At 67.5% G+C, this 14,550-nt stretch carries 15 protein-coding genes and 1 tRNA gene; 10 read left to right on the top strand and 6 right to left on the bottom strand.

Annotated features, from left to right (window positions below; all coding sequences use genetic code 11):
* Positions 1 to 149: 149 nt before the first annotated feature.
* From aqpZ to J6U32_RS01195, 4 genes are all read left to right on the top strand, one after another.
* A complete protein-coding gene (gene aqpZ / locus J6U32_RS01210; RefSeq protein ID WP_208793192.1) occupies positions 150 to 926 on the top strand; it encodes an aquaporin Z in 777 nt (258 codons plus the stop codon).
* An 83-nt stretch (positions 927 to 1,009) separates the two neighbouring features.
* A complete protein-coding gene (locus tag J6U32_RS01205; RefSeq protein WP_208793191.1) occupies positions 1,010 to 2,707 on the top strand; it encodes a cation:proton antiporter in 1,698 nt (565 codons plus the stop codon).
* A gap of 82 nt (positions 2,708 to 2,789) precedes the next feature.
* On the top strand, positions 2,790 to 3,551 hold the full coding sequence (locus J6U32_RS01200) for a hypothetical protein (RefSeq protein ID WP_244332463.1): 762 nt from the start codon (positions 2,790 to 2,792) through the stop codon (positions 3,549 to 3,551).
* A 56-nt stretch (positions 3,552 to 3,607) separates the two neighbouring features.
* Positions 3,608 to 4,228 carry a putative glycolipid-binding domain-containing protein gene (locus tag J6U32_RS01195; RefSeq protein WP_208793190.1) on the top strand — a complete coding sequence of 207 codons (621 nt, stop codon included), beginning with the start codon at positions 3,608 to 3,610 and terminating at the stop codon, positions 4,226 to 4,228.
* A gap of 9 nt (positions 4,229 to 4,237) precedes the next feature.
* Here the strand turns inward: J6U32_RS01195 and J6U32_RS01190 are convergent, their stop codons facing one another.
* Positions 4,238 to 5,194 carry a prephenate dehydrogenase gene (locus J6U32_RS01190; protein WP_208793189.1) on the bottom strand — a complete coding sequence of 319 codons (957 nt, stop codon included), beginning with the start codon at positions 5,192 to 5,194 and terminating at the stop codon, positions 4,238 to 4,240.
* A 72-nt stretch (positions 5,195 to 5,266) separates the two neighbouring features.
* Between J6U32_RS01190 and J6U32_RS01185 the strand changes: the two genes are divergently transcribed.
* From J6U32_RS01185 to J6U32_RS01160, 6 genes are all read left to right on the top strand, one after another.
* Positions 5,267 to 5,809, top strand: coding sequence for a tRNA adenosine deaminase-associated protein (locus J6U32_RS01185; protein ID WP_208793188.1), 543 nt, complete (start codon positions 5,267 to 5,269; stop codon positions 5,807 to 5,809).
* A 29-nt stretch (positions 5,810 to 5,838) separates the two neighbouring features.
* The gene (locus J6U32_RS01180; RefSeq protein WP_208795903.1) at positions 5,839 to 6,297 is read left to right on the top strand and encodes a nucleoside deaminase; all 459 of its coding nucleotides are present in this window, start codon (positions 5,839 to 5,841) and stop codon (positions 6,295 to 6,297) included.
* Positions 6,298 to 6,368: 71 nt separating this feature from the next.
* Complete coding sequence (locus tag J6U32_RS01175; RefSeq protein WP_006371701.1) at positions 6,369 to 6,635, top strand: hypothetical protein; 267 nt, start codon at positions 6,369 to 6,371, stop codon at positions 6,633 to 6,635.
* Between the two features lie 137 nt (positions 6,636 to 6,772).
* Entirely contained in the window at positions 6,773 to 6,982 is a 210-nt protein-coding gene (locus J6U32_RS01170) for a CsbD family protein (RefSeq protein ID WP_006371700.1), read from the top strand.
* Positions 6,983 to 7,050: 68 nt separating this feature from the next.
* Positions 7,051 to 7,138, top strand: a tRNA-Ser gene (locus tag J6U32_RS01165).
* 185 nt (positions 7,139 to 7,323) lie between these two features.
* Positions 7,324 to 8,142 (top strand): DUF4234 domain-containing protein, encoded by an 819-nt coding sequence (locus tag J6U32_RS01160; protein WP_244332461.1) that lies wholly within the window; start codon positions 7,324 to 7,326, stop codon positions 8,140 to 8,142.
* A 1-nt stretch (position 8,143) separates the two neighbouring features.
* Here J6U32_RS01160 and nuoN read toward each other — a convergent pair whose 3' ends face one another.
* From nuoN to J6U32_RS01135, 5 genes are read right to left on the bottom strand one after another with little or no spacing between them, the layout of a single operon-like run.
* A complete protein-coding gene (gene nuoN, locus J6U32_RS01155) occupies positions 8,144 to 9,907 on the bottom strand; it encodes an NADH-quinone oxidoreductase subunit NuoN (RefSeq protein ID WP_208793186.1) in 1,764 nt (587 codons plus the stop codon).
* Positions 9,904 to 11,514 (bottom strand): NADH-quinone oxidoreductase subunit M, encoded by a 1,611-nt coding sequence (locus J6U32_RS01150; protein ID WP_208793185.1) that lies wholly within the window; start codon positions 11,512 to 11,514, stop codon positions 9,904 to 9,906. The genes nuoN and J6U32_RS01150 overlap by 4 nt, the downstream gene beginning before the upstream one ends.
* 3 nt (positions 11,515 to 11,517) lie before the next feature.
* Positions 11,518 to 13,437 (bottom strand): NADH-quinone oxidoreductase subunit L, encoded by a 1,920-nt coding sequence (gene nuoL, locus J6U32_RS01145; protein ID WP_208793184.1) that lies wholly within the window; start codon positions 13,435 to 13,437, stop codon positions 11,518 to 11,520.
* Between the two features lie 27 nt (positions 13,438 to 13,464).
* Positions 13,465 to 13,764 (bottom strand): NADH-quinone oxidoreductase subunit NuoK, encoded by a 300-nt coding sequence (gene nuoK / locus J6U32_RS01140; protein ID WP_006371695.1) that lies wholly within the window; start codon positions 13,762 to 13,764, stop codon positions 13,465 to 13,467.
* Positions 13,761 to 14,540, bottom strand: coding sequence for an NADH-quinone oxidoreductase subunit J (locus tag J6U32_RS01135; RefSeq protein ID WP_208795902.1), 780 nt, complete (start codon positions 14,538 to 14,540; stop codon positions 13,761 to 13,763). Before J6U32_RS01135 ends, nuoK begins: the two co-directional genes overlap by 4 nt.
* Positions 14,541 to 14,550: the final 10 nt, after the last annotated feature.

Raw genomic sequence — 14,550 nt, 5'->3', positions numbered from 1 at the left:
GGGTTTTTGTCTCCCACATCACCGTCGGATGTCAGCCTGGTCACCGTTTCGCCGCCTTTGGGTGGAAAAGGTCGTAAATGGTGTGCACTGAAGTTGCTCAAGTTCTGCCAGTGACGTGTGTGCTCACCCAACCACCTCGAGAGGCTGTCATGATTTCTGCTCCGTTCACCAAATACGCGGCCGAATTGTTCGGTACATTCTGGCTTGTCCTCGGAGGTTGCGGAACCGCGGTCTTCGCTGCCAAGCAAGTCGCCGAGGGGGACGACAAGGGGACGCTCATCCAGGTGGGTGTCGGCTATCTGGGCGTCGCGCTGGCGTTCGGACTGACCGTGGTCACCATGGCCTACGCCCTCGCCCACATCTCCGGGGCGCATTTCAATCCGGCGATCTCGCTCGGCGCTGCGGTGAGCGGGCGACTCGAATGGAAGGATCTGCCCGGCTACTGGATCGCTCAGGTCGCCGGTGGTCTGCTCGCCGGTCTCGCGATCTATGGGATAGCGCAGGGCAGACCCGGCTGGACGGCCACCGGCAACATGGCTGCCAACGGATACGGCGACCACAGTCCGGGCCATTACACGCTCGCCGCGGTCCTGATCGCCGAGATCCTGCTGACCGCGTTCTTCCTCATCGTCATCCTCGGCGCGACCGATGGCCGGGCGCCGAAGGGATTCGGGCCGTTGGCAATCGGCTTCACCCTCACACTCATCCACCTGGTGTCCATCCCGATCTCCAACACCTCGGTGAACCCGGCACGCTCGACGGCGGTGGCGTTCTTCAACGGCGACGGCGCGCCCGGCCAACTGTGGGCGTTCTGGGTCGCCCCACTCATCGGGGGCATCGTCGGCGGACTGATCTATCCGTTGCTCTTCGAGGACGGCAAGTTCAAGTACGGTGCGTCGGCGCGTGAGGAGACACCGGTCGCCTGACCGCGTCGGCCGCGGCGAACGCGGGCAGTTGACGAAACTCCGCAACCGGCGAAATCGGACAGCCGCTGCGAGAATCACTGCCCATGGAACTGTTGATCCTGGTGCTCGTGGGTGCCGTCATCATCACCGCGATCGCCGACCGGCGCGGCATGCAACCCGCGTTGATCATCGTGGTGGTCGCGCTGGCGGTCTCCTTCGTCCCGGGCATGCCGCATGTGGAACTCGAATCCGAGATCCTGCTGACGGTCGTGCTGCCACCGCTGCTGTACTCCGCAGCGCTGGGCTTCTCGGTGCCGAGCTTCGTGCGCAACATCAAGCCGATCCTGGGGCTCGGGGTGGCGATGGTCGTCATCACCGCCTTCGCCGTCGGGTGGATCGCGTCGTTACTGATCCCCGAGTTCACCTTCGCGCTGGCGTTGCTGCTCGGGGCGATCGTCGCACCGCCCGACGCGGTCACCGCGGTGGCCATCGGACGCAAGCTCGGACTGCCGAAGCGGTTGATGGCCATTCTCACCGGCGAGAGTCTCGTCAACGACGCCGCGGCGCTGTCGCTGTTCGCCATCGCGATCTCCCAGATCGCGTCCACCCACGCGTTCATCGACAATCCGCTGGCGCTCTTCGGCTACAACGCGATTCTCGGTCCCATCGTCGGCGCCGTCCTCGGCTACCTCACCCTCTGGATTCGAAGCCACCTGCGCAACCCCGCACTGGAGACGGTGCAGGGCTTCGTCGTTCCGTTCGCGGCGTTCCTCGCCGCCGAACACATGCACGCCTCCGGGGTGCTCGCGGTGGTGATCGCCGGCTTCGTGGTCGGGTCGGGGTCGGTGCACGCCGGCTATCAGACGCGGCTGCAGGAACGCTATGTGTGGAACTCGGTCGACGTGTTGCTCGAGGCATTTGTGTTCGCCTACATCGGGTTACAGATGAGGTTCATCATCGAGGATCTGCGCGAGGCGCGAGAATCGTTGCTACAGATCACCATTGCCTCACTCCTCGTGCTGGCTGTGGTGCTCGTCATCCGTCCGCTGTGCGTGTTCGCGATGTTCGGTCGTGGCGTCGTCAGCCGCCACCTCGACGCCACGGTCGCGGTGGAGATCCAGCCCACCCCGCGCCGCGGCGCCGCCGGCCGCCGCGACCCCGCGCAGGCGCCGGAGTGGTGGCGGCGCCTGCGCGAACGCATCGACAACCGGCCGCTGACCTGGCAGGAGTCGACGGTGGTCGCCTGGACCGGCATGCGCGGCGTGGTCTCCCTCGCGGCCGCCTCCGGCATCCCGCTGACCGTCGCCGACGGCAGTGCGTTCCCCGAGCGTTCGGCCATCCAGGCAATCGCGTTCGTCGTGGCCGTCGGGACCATCCTCATTCAGGGCCCGACCCTGCCCTGGCTCATCAACCGGCTGCAGCTGCGCAACGAGGACGAGGAACGCTACGACCACGAGCAGACCGCCCGCGCCGAGGCCATCGTGCACGGCGCGGCCGACGAGGTCATCGCGGGCTTCGTCGACAACCCGCCCACCGACCTCGACGAGGTGACCGTCGACTTCATCAAGGAGACCGTCGCTCGACAGTCCCGCGACGCCGAGGAGATGCCCGACCCCGACGCGCACACCGCGCGTACCGACGCCTTCGCAGCCCTGTACCGCAGCGTGCTCTCGGCCCAACGCGACGCTCTCGTCGCGGGCAGAGAGAACGGGCATCTCGAGGACGAGGCCGTCCGCGCCATGCTCGATCGCCTGGACCTGCAGGAAGCAGGCCTCACCGCCCGACTCGAGAGCCGCCTCTGAGAAGTCGTCAGTAAGGTCGAAGGTGCACATGGTGGATACGGGTGCGCCGGCTCGGCGACCCGCGGTGATCGGGAGTGGCGACATGGGACAGCCCACCGGGCAACGGCCCGACGGCGCCGACGATTACCGCATCCCGCTGTTGCCGGGCAACTATCCGCCGCTCGGCTACTCCGACCGTGGACTCCCTCGCTACACCGCCGCCGACCTCGCCGCCCGCGGCGCACCGCAACCCGGTCCCCGCCACGACGTCGCGCAGGTGCCGTCGTCGGACGGCCGGGGTGGGGTCGGCATGAGTGCGGCCAATACAGACGCCGAGCCACCGCATTCTCCGCAGCGTCCGCGCCGCTCCGGGGAAGAGCGTGAGGTCGGCGCCACCGTCGTCATCTTCGCCGTCGTCGGCCTGGTGATCGTGGGACTTGTCGTCTTCGGCGTCCGCTCGCTGCACCAACAACAGAACCCGACCATCACCCTGCCGACCGCCGACCCCACCGACACCTACTCGCTACCGGTGTTGCCCACCCGGCCCGGCCTGCCCTCGCAGCCCGGCGGCGACCAGCCCGGCGGTGGTTCGGGTACGACGCCGGGCGCTCAGGTCACCTACACCGTCACCATCAACGGCGTCGGGACCATCCTCTACGTCGACGACGTCGGCGTCCGGACCGACTTCACCCCGCCGGCGAACTGGACGGTCACCTTCGCCGCGAGCCGCAACCCGCTGCGACTGTTGGTCGTGGCCGGCGACGGATCCTCGGCGCACTGCACGATCACCGTCGCCGGCCGACCGGTCGCCGACGACAGTGTCGAGGCCTCCTCGACCCGGCGAACGGCCACGTGCATCGCCTGACCCGCGGGTCATATCGGGGTCCTCGGCGTGTGTCGGCGGCCCGAGGTCGCTACCGTATGTGTGTGAGTTCCCCGCAAGCAGCCCCGCAGGCGTCGGCGAGCGACGCCACCGAGTTCAAGACCATGATCACGTGGCGCGGTGTCGACACCGAGCGCCTCGAACAGGTCCGCCTCAACGTCCAAGGCGCTCGGGTCAAGGCGTACGGCCGCATCATCGCCGCGGCGACCGCCGACCACGACGCGTTCTCCGCGTCATACGAGCTGGTCACCAACGATGCCGGCGTCACCAAGCGGCTGTCGATCCACCTCGTACAGGCCGGCGGTGAGACGCAGCTCGGAATGGCTCGCGACGAGGAGAACACCTGGCTCGTGCAGACCGGGGGCGAGACCGTCCGCAAGGATTTCGGTGGCGCCGAGGACGTCGACCTCGCTCTGTCGCCGATGTTCAACGCCCTGCCCATCCGCCGCCTGCATCTCACCGCGGCCGACGCATCCGACACCGTCGAGGTCCCTGTCGTCTACGTCTATCTGCCGACGGCGGTCGTCGAACCGGCCACCCTGCGCTACACCCCCGGCCCCGCCGGGATCGGCGTGTCCTCGCCGGTCGCCACCTCGACACTGACCGTCGACGACAACGGCTTCGTCATCGACTACCCGGGACTGGCCAGCCGCGTCTGACCGGGGCGATCAGCCCAGCCACACTCTCCCGCGGTGCGCCTGGCGGCGCATCTCCGCCTGCCAGCCCGCGGCGCCCGGCTCGACGTCGGTGATCGCCACCCGCGGCGCATTCGCCATCGCCTCGTAGGCGTGCCGGGCGCGGTAGCCGTCGTCGATCAGCACCTGCGTGGTGCCATGATCGCGGAGTTCGTCGCGCGCCGCGGTCAGCCGGTCGATCACCTCGCTGAGCGCGTTGAGTACCGCGATGCCATTCGCCTCGATCATCGCCCGCTGCAACTGCGGAGCGGTCCCGGCAACACGGGTGCCGTCGCGGAAACTGCCCGCGGCCAGCCGGATCGCCAACTCGCTCTCCGCAGCACCGACCGCCGCCGTCGCAGCAGCCGTCAGATGCGGCACATGCGAGATCGCAGCCACCGCGCGGTCGTGCGCGTCGTTGGCGGCGGGCACCACCGCGGCACCCAGCGCGCGCGCCAGCCCGGCGACGAGCCGCCAGTCGTCGGCGTCGGTGGTGTCCTCGGTGGTCACCATCCACATCGCGTCGGTGAACAGGTCGGGATCGGTGGCCTCCCAGCCCGAGTGACTCGAGCCGGCCATCGGATGCCCGCCGACATACCGGGCGTCGGGGAACAGGCGCCGAAAGATCTCGGCGACGGGGGTTTTCACGCTGATGACGTCGGTGATGAGGCAGCCCGCCGCATTCTCGGCGATCGCCGACACGATCGGTTCGATCGTGGTGACCGGGGTCGCGAGCACGATGGCGGCGTCGGTGTCGGCGGCGCGGCGCAGCGTCGCCACGAGATCGGTGGATGCGTCGTGGCCGTCGGCGCGGGCCTGCTCGACGGTCGTCGACGAGCGGTTGTAGCCGAAGGTGGAGGCGCCCGACGCATCGAGTGCCCGCATCATCGACCCGCCGATGAGGCCGAGACCGAGAATGCAGACCGGGGTGGAGCGGATGTCTGTCACCATCCCAGATTTCCACATCGCCGTGGCGCGGGTAGGACTTGGGGAGTATGCCCCCGACGGGCTACCGTGACCTGCATGGCAGGTGCCGGCGCGGGAGTATCGGGTTCCAACAGCAACGACGTCGTCGACGGCGTGGAAGGTTTCGCTGTCGCGGTGGTGCGCGAGGATGCCGCCTGGAAGGTCACCGCCCTCAAACCGGACGCCCTCACCGACCTCGATGCCGCCGAACGGCAACTGCGTGATCTGCGGTCGGCGGGCGCGGTGTTCGGTCTGCTCGACGTCGACGAGGAGTTCTTCATCGTCATCCGGCCGGCACCCGGAGGTGCGCGGATGCTCATCTCCGACGCCACCGCCGGCATCGACTACGACGTGGCCGCCGATGTGCTCGACGCCCTGAACATCGACGTCCCCGACATCGACCCCGACGAACTCGACGACGTCGACCCGTGGGAAGAGGGTGACCTCGGCATCCTGTCCGATCTGGGCCTGCCCGACGCCGTCATGGGCGTCATCGTCGGCGACACCGACCTCTACGCCGACGAGCAGATCGGGATGATCGCCGCGCGGCTCGGCTTCGCCGACGAACTGTCCCGCGTGCTCGACTCACTGGGGCATTGAGCTCCGCGACTCCCGCCGGCGCCGCGCAGATGCGGGTGTGGGAGTCGATGATGAACGCCGCCCTCGACGCGGCGACCCTCTCCGGTGACGACGACGTGCCGATCGGCGCCGTCGTCTTCGACCCCGCGGGTGTGGAGCTCGCCCGCGCAGCCAACCGGCGAGAGGCCGACTCGGACCCGACCGCGCACGCCGAGATCCTGGCGTTGCGTGCGGCGGCCGCGGCCTTCGGAGACGGATGGCGACTGCCCGGATGCACCATCGCCGTCACCGTCGAACCGTGCACGATGTGCGCCGGAGCCATCGGCCTCGCCCGCCTCGACACCCTGATCTTCGGGGCGTGGGAGCCGAAAACCGGTGCGGTGAGCTCACTCTGGGACGTGGTTCGTGATCCGCGGCTGACCCATCGACCACAGGTACGCGGCGGCATCCTCGAACAACGGTGCCGAACGCTGATGGTCGACTTCTTCACCACCCGCCGTGGCCTGTGACTCTGTGGCAGATTTGACGGTGCACGACATCGGACGAATCCGTATTCCACCCCGAACCGCAGGAGGACGGCATGGCCGACGCAAGCGACAAGGTGAACGAGGTCATCGGTACGGCCAAGGAGAAGCTCGGTGAACTCGCCGACAACCCCAAGGTCGCCGAGGCCCTCGGCACGGCGAAAGAGAAGATCGGCGAACTCGCGGAGAACCCGAAGGTCAACGAAGCCCTCGACACCGCGAAGGAAAAGCTCGGTGAGCTTGCCGGAAACGAGAAGGTGCAGGGCGCGCTGGGCACCGCCAAGGAGAAATTCGACGAGCTGAGGGGCAAGTTGGGTAACTGACGCCACCGGTTGCCGGTCGGTACGGTGGAAGGCGGGGCAACCCCCCTCCCATGCGGCCCGTCGAGACCAGGCGTGGACGCATCATCCGATCGCCTCGACGTGCGCGCCGTGCGCGCACCCGGCAGAGGAGGCTCACCATGGCACTATCCGATGACGCCAAGAACAAGGCCGAAGAGCTCAAGGGACGCGGGAAGGAAGCCGCAGGCAGCCTGACCGATGACCAGGACCTCAAGAACGAGGGCAAGGGCGACCAGGCCGTCGCCCAGGGCAAGCAGAAGATCGCCGACGCGGCCGACGCCGTCAAGGGCAAGGTCGACGACATCAAGGACAAGCTCAGCGGCAACTGACACCCGCCGTGTGCCCGTCTGACCAGCCGATTTAAGGCCGGACACGGGCCTGCGGTACAGTCTTCGGCGGTGGCGTGTCCGAGCGGCCGAAGGTGCAGCACTCGAAATGCTGTGTGCGGTAACCCCGTACCGAGGGTTCAAATCCCTCCGCCACCGCCGGCAATGGCCCCCTATCCTCGCAGGTAGGGGGCCATTCTGCTGTCCGGGGAGGCTTGTGCCGTATTCATGGGTCACCAGGTGACCTCAAAGTACGGCACACCGCTTATGGCGGCCGTGTCTCTCGTCGATCGTTCGTGTGAATCCCATGGACCTGGGCCGATGACTGGTCGATGATCAACAGCATGAGCACTCCGCAGCAGCCGGGTAACGACCACAACCAGCCCGGACCGTCGAACGCGCCGACGACCCACTATCAGAAGCAGAGCCCGGTTCCGCAGAGCCCGGCGCTGCAGGGTAGGGCGCAGCAGGGTCAGGCAGCGCCGGGTCCGGACGGGCAGCGGACCACCGCGTACCAACGTCCGCCGGCGCCGAGGCCGACCGAGGCGCCGACGCGGGTGCACGCACGGCCACAGGTAGCGCAGCCGGCCGGTCCGCCGCGCCATATCGCACCGACCGCCCAGCCCGGCATGGGGCAGCAGCCGGCGACGGGGCAGCCGGGTATGGGGCAGTCGCAGGTACCGCCCGGCCGGCCGGGCCCGCCGGCACGGTCGGACGCGCAACCTCCGGCACCGGGCGGACAAGTACCGACCGGCCGCCCCGTCGCCGACGGCGCGGCGATGAAGAAGCGCAACCCGATTGCGGTGTGGATCGGCCTGCCGCTGATCACCCTGGGGATCTATTCGCTGGTCTGGTACTACAAGATCAACAAGGAGATGGCCGCCTTCGATCGGCGCAAGGAGATTTCGGCGGTCGGGCCACTGTTGGTGATCATCTTTCTCAGTTGGACGGTCATCGCCCCGATCATCAGCTTCCACAACACCGGCAAGCGCATCCGTGAAGCCCAGCGCTGCGCCGGACTGCCCGAGACGTGTAATCCGTTGCTGTGCTGCGTACTCGGCTTCGTCTTCGGTCTGCACACCTTCTACATGCAGAGCGAACTGAACAAGATCGTCGACCGCTACGGAGCCGAACCGGGCACGACGGTTCCGCTGTTCGCCTGACTCACAGAAACGATCCGGCTCCACCGACGAGGTCGAGGAGTGGTTGTGGGAAGAAGCCGAGCACGATCGTGACCGCCGTGCACAAGGCGATGGACGTGGTCGTCAATGCGCTGGGCCGCACCACATGCGGGGCGTCGACGGTGACGTCGGAGAAGAACATCGCCACGATGATGCGGATGTAGAAGTAGGCTGCGATGGCGCTGCTGATCACACCGATCACCACCAGAACCGAGCCGCCGCTACCCGAGACCGCGGCGAACACATCGAATTTCGCGATGAAGCCACTCGTCAACGGAATGCCGGCGAACGCCAGCAGGAACATCGAGAACATCGCTCCGACAAGCGGATAGCGCCTTCCGAGACCGGCCCACTGGTCGATGCCGGTGGCCTCACGCCCGGACAGGTGCGCTCCGGTGGCCCCGCCGATGCGCGCCGACCCGGTGAACGTCGTCGGCTCGCGAACCACCGAGACCGTGGCGAACGCACCGAACGTCGAGAAGGCGTACGCGGCCAGATAGAACAGGGTGGCGCTGACGCCCGCTTCGTCAAAGGCGATGAGCCCCAACAGGATAAATCCGGTGTGTGTCACCGAGGAGTAGGCGAGTAGGCGTTTGACGTCGGACTGGGTCACGGCCATCACCGCGCCGCCGAGCATGGTGACGATCGCCACCGCCCACAACACCGGTTTCCACTCGTCGGCGAGCGCACCGAAGCTTGTGTAGAAGACCCGCAACAGCGCGCCGAACGCGGCGATCTTGGTGGCCGCGGCCATGAACGCGGTCACCGGCGTGGGTGCGCCCTGGTAGACGTCGGGGACCCACGAGTGGAACGGCACCGCGCCGATCTTGAACAGCAACCCCACCGAGAGCAGCGCCAACCCGATCAGCGGGAGCAGTACCTCACCCGACGTTCCGGCGGCGGCGCGATCGACGCTGGTCCCGATGACGGTCAGGTCGAGCGAGCCGGTGCCGCCGTAGACGAAGGCGGCACCGAAGAGGAAGAACGCCGACGAGAAGGCGCCCAGCAGAAAGTATTTGAGGGATGCCTCCTGGGAGAGCAAACGGCGCCGCCGGGCCAGGGCGCACAACAGGTACAGCGGCAGCGAGAACACCTCGAGCGCGATGAACATGGTGAGTAGATCACCGCACGCGACGAACAGCATCATCCCGCCGACCGCGAGCAGGGTCAGCGGGAACACCTCGGTGGTCACGCCACCGGCGCGGGTCGCCTCGAACTCGTCGTCGGAATTCGGGGTACTCGCCCCCGACGGCGTGAACATGTCGGCGCGACCGCCGGCCAGCGTGGCCTGCGCAGCCGCACCCGGCCCGTCACTGACCCGGCGTCGTGCGGCTGGGTGTCTCGCCGAACGTGTCGACGGCGCCACGACCCGCTCGAGTCCCCGTTCGGCCATGAACGCCACGGCCAGCACGGAGATCACCAGCAACAGGCCCTGCAAGAACAGGGCGGGCCGATCGAGCACCACCGCCCCGGACACCGCGGTCCGCCCCTGACCGCCGTCGGCGGTGAGATGAACTGCCAACACGATGACCGCGATCAGCGCGGCCACCAGCCCCGCCATCGACAGCACCAGTTGGGCGCGCCACCGGCCGGCCCGTGGCGCGAACGCCTCGACCAGCACCCCGATGACGCCGACGCCGAAGACGATCAACATCGGTGACAGCAGAGAGTATTCGACGTCGGGCGGGGTGATGGCGGCCAGCGCTGTCGTGATTTCGTGCGCAGTGGTCACGTGTGCCGTGGTCACTTGCCACCTCCGGTGCTCGGGACCACCACGGCCGGTGCCGGGTCGTCGCGTCCCACGGTGGTCAGCGTGTGCGAGACCGTGGGAGTGATCAGATTCAGCAGCGGCTGCGGAAAGAACCCGAAGACGAGTAGCAGGGCGAGCAGTGGCGCCACGACGAGACGTTCGCGGCCGTGTAGATCAGGCATCGTCCGGCGGGCGGCGCCGGGACCCTCCACCGGTGTCGGTGGGCCACCCATCACGCGCTGATAGAGCCAGAGAATGTAGATGGCGGACAGGACCAGCGCGCTCGACGCCGCGATCGCGGCGACCGGGTACCGGGTGAAAGTGCCGATGAAAACCAGGAATTCGCTGATGAACGGCGACAGGCCGGGTAGCGACAGCGTGGCCAGCCCGGCGACGAGGAAGGTGCCGGCGAGGACCGGCGCGACCTTCGCGACGCCACCGTAGTCGGCGATCAGGCGGCTACCACGCCGCGAGACGAGGAACCCGGCGATCAAGAACAGTGCCGCCGTGGAGATCCCGTGATTGACCATGTACAGGGTGGCACCGCTCTGCGACTCGCTGGTCATCGCGAACACCCCGAGGATGATGAACCCGAAATGCGAGATCGAGGTGTAGGCGATCAACCGCATCATGTCGGTTTGTGCGATGGCCAGGATCGCGCCGTAGACGATACCGATCACCGACAACGCGATGATCAGTGGGGCAAAGGTTTTCGACGCCTCGGGGAACAGCTGCAGACAAAATCGCAGCATCGCGAAGGTGCCGACCTTGTCGACGACGGCCATCATCAGCACCGCCGACGCCGGGGTGGCCGCCACCGCCGAATCGGGCAGCCACGAGTGGAACGGCCACAGCGGGGCCTTGATCGCGAAGGCGATCATGAAACCGCCGAACAGCAATGCCAGTACCCCGGCGCTCGCGTCGAGGCGTCCGCCGGCCACCGCGTCGGAGATCGCCGGGAGACTGAAGGTGCCGCGACCGTCGGCGCCGATCCCCGAGCGCGCGGTCACCACGTACAGCCCGATCACCGCCGCGAGCATCAGCAGCCCACCGAACAGGTTGTACAACAAGAACTTCACCGCGGCGGCGGCCTGCATGCCACCGCTGCCGAAACCGCCGATGAGGAAGTACATCGGGATCAGCATGGCCTCGAACACGATGTAGAACAGCAGGACGTCGGTGGCGACGAAGCTCATCAGCACCATCGCCTCGACCGCCAGCATCAACGCGAAGTAGGTGTGCGGGCCCTTCTGCCGACGTCCACCCGAATGATCCAGGGAGCCTGCATGATCGGCGTCACGCCAGCCGGCCAGTACGAGGATCGGCATGAGCACGGTGGTGAGCAGGATCAGGACCAGCCCGATACCGTCGAGACCCAGTTCGTAGCGCGCGCCGAACGACGGGATCCACCGCACGTTCGTGACGAACTGATAGCGGGGGCCACCGGGATCGAAAGCGATCGCGAGCCCGACCGACACCACCAGCGCGGCTGCCGTGCCGAGTAGACCCGCCCACTTCGCGAGATCGGGACGCTGCGCCGGGATCGCGAGCACACCGACGGCGACCACCGCCGGTATCAGCCACAGGATCGTCAACCAGCCCATCGTCTACACCCCCCTGACCAGCATCAGCGCGGCCACCACGACGGTCGCCCCGGCCAGCATCGACAGCGCATACGATCGGACGAAACCGCTCTGCCACAGGCGTATTCGATTCGACGATGCGGTGACCAAGGTGCCGACGCCGACCCCGGCGCCGTCGACCCCCTCGGATTCGAGGACGTCGAGACCACGGGCGAGTGCCTGACCGGGCCGCATCAACACGCGCTCGTTGAACGCGTCGCCGTAGAGGTCGCGACGTGCCGCGACCGTCACCGCGGTGAGCTCGCGTGGCGCCGTCAGCGGGATTGGGGCGCGCCCGTATCGCGCCCACGCGACACCGATACCCGCCGCGACCACCACCAGGATGCCCACCGTCACCACCCAGCTGGGCACGGGCAGCTCGCTGTGATGCTCGCCGACGACGGGTGTCAGCCAGTGCACCAGCGCGTCGCCGCTGACCAGCAACCCACCCGCGGCGACCGATCCGAGTGCGAGCAGGATCATCGGGCCGGTCATCGAGGCCGGTGCCTCGTGCGGGTGTGCCTCAGGTGCCCAACGCTTTTCGCCGAAGAAGGTCATCAGCATGATGCGGGTCATGTAGAAGGCGGTGATGCCGGCTCCGAGCAGCGCGGCCCCACCGAGGAGGATCCCGCGCGCACCGCCGGCACCGAAGGCCGCCTCGATGATCGGGTCCTTGGAGAAGAACCCCGAGAACGGAGGTACCCCGATCAATGCCAGATACCCGAGCCCGAAGGTGACGAAGGTGATCGGCATGAGCGTGCGCAGCCCGCCGAACCGGCGCATGTCGGTCTCGTCGTTCATCGCATGCATCACCGAGCCCGCCCCGAGGAACAACCCGGCCTTGAAGAGCCCATGGGTGAGCAGATGCATGATCGCGAATGCGTAACCGGCCGGCCCCAATCCGGCGGCCAGCACCATGTAACCGATCTGGCTCATCGTGGAGGCGGCCAGTGCCTTCTTGATGTCGTCCTTGGCGCAACCGATGATCGCGCCGAACAGCAGTGTCACCGCACCGACGACCGCCACGGCCAGACGGGCGTCGGGGGCGATGTCGAAGATCGCGTGCGAGCGGGCGATCAGATAGACGCCTGCGGTCACCATGGTCGCCGCATGGATGAGCGCCGACACGGGCGTCGGGCCCTCCATCGCGTCACCGAGCCACGATTGCAACGGCACCTGGGCGGATTTGCCGCACGCGGCGAGCAACAGCAGGAAACCCAGTGCGGTCATGGTGGCGTATCCGGCGGCGTCGGCGCCGGCGAACACGGTGGTGAACGAGACCGATCCGAAGGTCGCGAACATGACCATCAGCGCGACCGCCAACCCGATGTCGCCGACGCGATTCACCACGAACGCCTTCTTCGCGGCGGTCGCCGCCGAGGGCCGCTGCTGCCAGAATCCGATCAGCAGATAGGACGCGAGACCGACTCCCTCCCAACCGAGATAGAGGCCGAGGTAGGAGTCGGCGAGCACCAGCACGAGCATCGCGGCCAGAAACAGGTTGAGGTAGGCGAAGAATCGGCGACGATCGGGATCCGAGGTCATGTAGCCGATCGAATAGATGTGGATCAGGGTGCCGACGCCGGTGATCAACAGGACGAAACACATCGACAGCTGATCGAGATAGAGCCCCATGTCGACGCTCAAGCCGCCGCTGCCGGCGCCGGCCGGGGTGATGTGCAGCCACGTGAACAGCACCTGGTGCACGGGACGGTCGGTGGTGGACCGGCCGAGCATTCCGACGAACAGCGCGATGCCGACGCAGAACGACGCGCCGGCCAGCACGCATGCGAGGTAATGCCCCCAGCGGTCGGTTCGCCTGCCCGCCAACAGCAGGACGGCCGCACCCAGTAGCGGCAGCGCGGGAACCACCCAGAGGATGCTCGCCGATGTGTCGGTGCTCATGCCGCCCTCCTCATCTCCCGGCCGTCCCTATCTCCGCAGCAGGGCGGCGTCATCGACCGAGGCGCTGCGCCGGGATCGGAAGATCATCATGATGATCGCGAGTCCGACGACCACCTCGGCGGCCGCGACCACCATCGTGAAGAACGCGATCACCTGCCCGTCGACGCTGCTCTGCATGCGCGCGAAGGTCACGAACGACAGGTTCGCCGCGTTGAGCATCAGCTCGACACACATGAACACGACGATCGCGTTGCGCCGCAACAACACCCCCGCCGCACCGATGGCGAACAGCAGGGCCGAGAGATACAGGTAGTTCTCGGGATTCACTTCGCCGTCCCCCGATCCGGTTGCCGGGCGCGCAATCGTGCGTTGACCGACAACTCCGACGGCGTGCCGTCGGGCAGCAGGGCAGGGATGTCGACGGCGTTGTGCCGGGCGAAGACTCCCGGACTCGGCAGCGGCGTGACATCGATGCCCTTGCGGAACCGCTCGACCGAGATCTCCCGCTGGGTCCGCTTCGGCCCGAAGCGTTCTCGGTGCGCGAGCACCATAGCGCCCAGCGTTGCGGTGATGAGAAGGGCGCCGGTGAGTTCGAACGCCCACAGGTAGCGCACGAAGATCAGTTCGGCGATGGCCTCGACGGCTCCGTTGCTCCCCGGTGGTCGCGCAGCCACCGCACCCGGCGGTGCGGTGATCGCGACGGTCGCCGTACCGATACCGCCACACAGCAACGCGCCGAACCCGATTCCCAACACCACCGCGGCAACCCGTTGTCCGCGTAGGGTTTCGACCAGTGAATCCGAGGAGTCCACGCCGATCAGCATGAGCACGAACAAGAACAACATCATCACCGCGCCGGTGTAGACCACCACCTGCACGACTCCGAGGAACAGGGCGCCCTGCGCGACGTAGAAGACGGCGAGCACGATCATCGTGGTGGCCAGGAACATCGCCGAATACACGGCCTTGGTGGCGAAGACCACCCCCAACGCGCCGGCGACGGCCACGACGCCGAGAATCCAGAACTGCACCGCCTCACCGGTGGAGGTGCGGGCGGCATCGGCGAGCACCGCATCGGTCAGTGCCGCACCCGAGTGCGCCAGGATCGTCGAG

This window comes from Gordonia polyisoprenivorans, from assembly GCF_017654315.1.
Lineage (GTDB): Bacteria > Actinomycetota > Actinomycetes > Mycobacteriales > Mycobacteriaceae > Gordonia > Gordonia polyisoprenivorans_A.
This window is presented reverse-complemented; position numbering and strand designations above follow the sequence as displayed.

Excerpts from the sequence above, each read along its gene's own strand:
- aqpZ (WP_208793192.1), top strand. The coding sequence starts at position 150 with ATGATTTCTGCTCCGTTCACCAAATACGCGGCCGAATTGTTCGGTACA.
- J6U32_RS01205 (WP_208793191.1), top strand. The coding sequence starts at position 1,010 with ATGGAACTGTTGATCCTGGTGCTCGTGGGTGCCGTCATCATCACCGCG.
- J6U32_RS01200 (WP_244332463.1), top strand. The coding sequence starts at position 2,790 with ATGGGACAGCCCACCGGGCAACGGCCCGACGGCGCCGACGATTACCGC.
- J6U32_RS01195 (WP_208793190.1), top strand. The coding sequence starts at position 3,608 with ATGTGTGTGAGTTCCCCGCAAGCAGCCCCGCAGGCGTCGGCGAGCGAC.
- J6U32_RS01190 (WP_208793189.1), bottom strand. The coding sequence starts at position 5,194 with ATGGTGACAGACATCCGCTCCACCCCGGTCTGCATTCTCGGTCTCGGC.
- J6U32_RS01185 (WP_208793188.1), top strand. The coding sequence starts at position 5,267 with ATGGCAGGTGCCGGCGCGGGAGTATCGGGTTCCAACAGCAACGACGTC.
- J6U32_RS01180 (WP_208795903.1), top strand. The coding sequence starts at position 5,839 with ATGCGGGTGTGGGAGTCGATGATGAACGCCGCCCTCGACGCGGCGACC.
- J6U32_RS01175 (WP_006371701.1), top strand. The coding sequence starts at position 6,369 with ATGGCCGACGCAAGCGACAAGGTGAACGAGGTCATCGGTACGGCCAAG.
- J6U32_RS01170 (WP_006371700.1), top strand. The coding sequence starts at position 6,773 with ATGGCACTATCCGATGACGCCAAGAACAAGGCCGAAGAGCTCAAGGGA.
- J6U32_RS01160 (WP_244332461.1), top strand. The coding sequence starts at position 7,324 with ATGAGCACTCCGCAGCAGCCGGGTAACGACCACAACCAGCCCGGACCG.
- J6U32_RS01150 (WP_208793185.1), bottom strand. The coding sequence starts at position 11,514 with ATGGGCTGGTTGACGATCCTGTGGCTGATACCGGCGGTGGTCGCCGTC.
- nuoL (WP_208793184.1), bottom strand. The coding sequence starts at position 13,437 with ATGAGCACCGACACATCGGCGAGCATCCTCTGGGTGGTTCCCGCGCTG.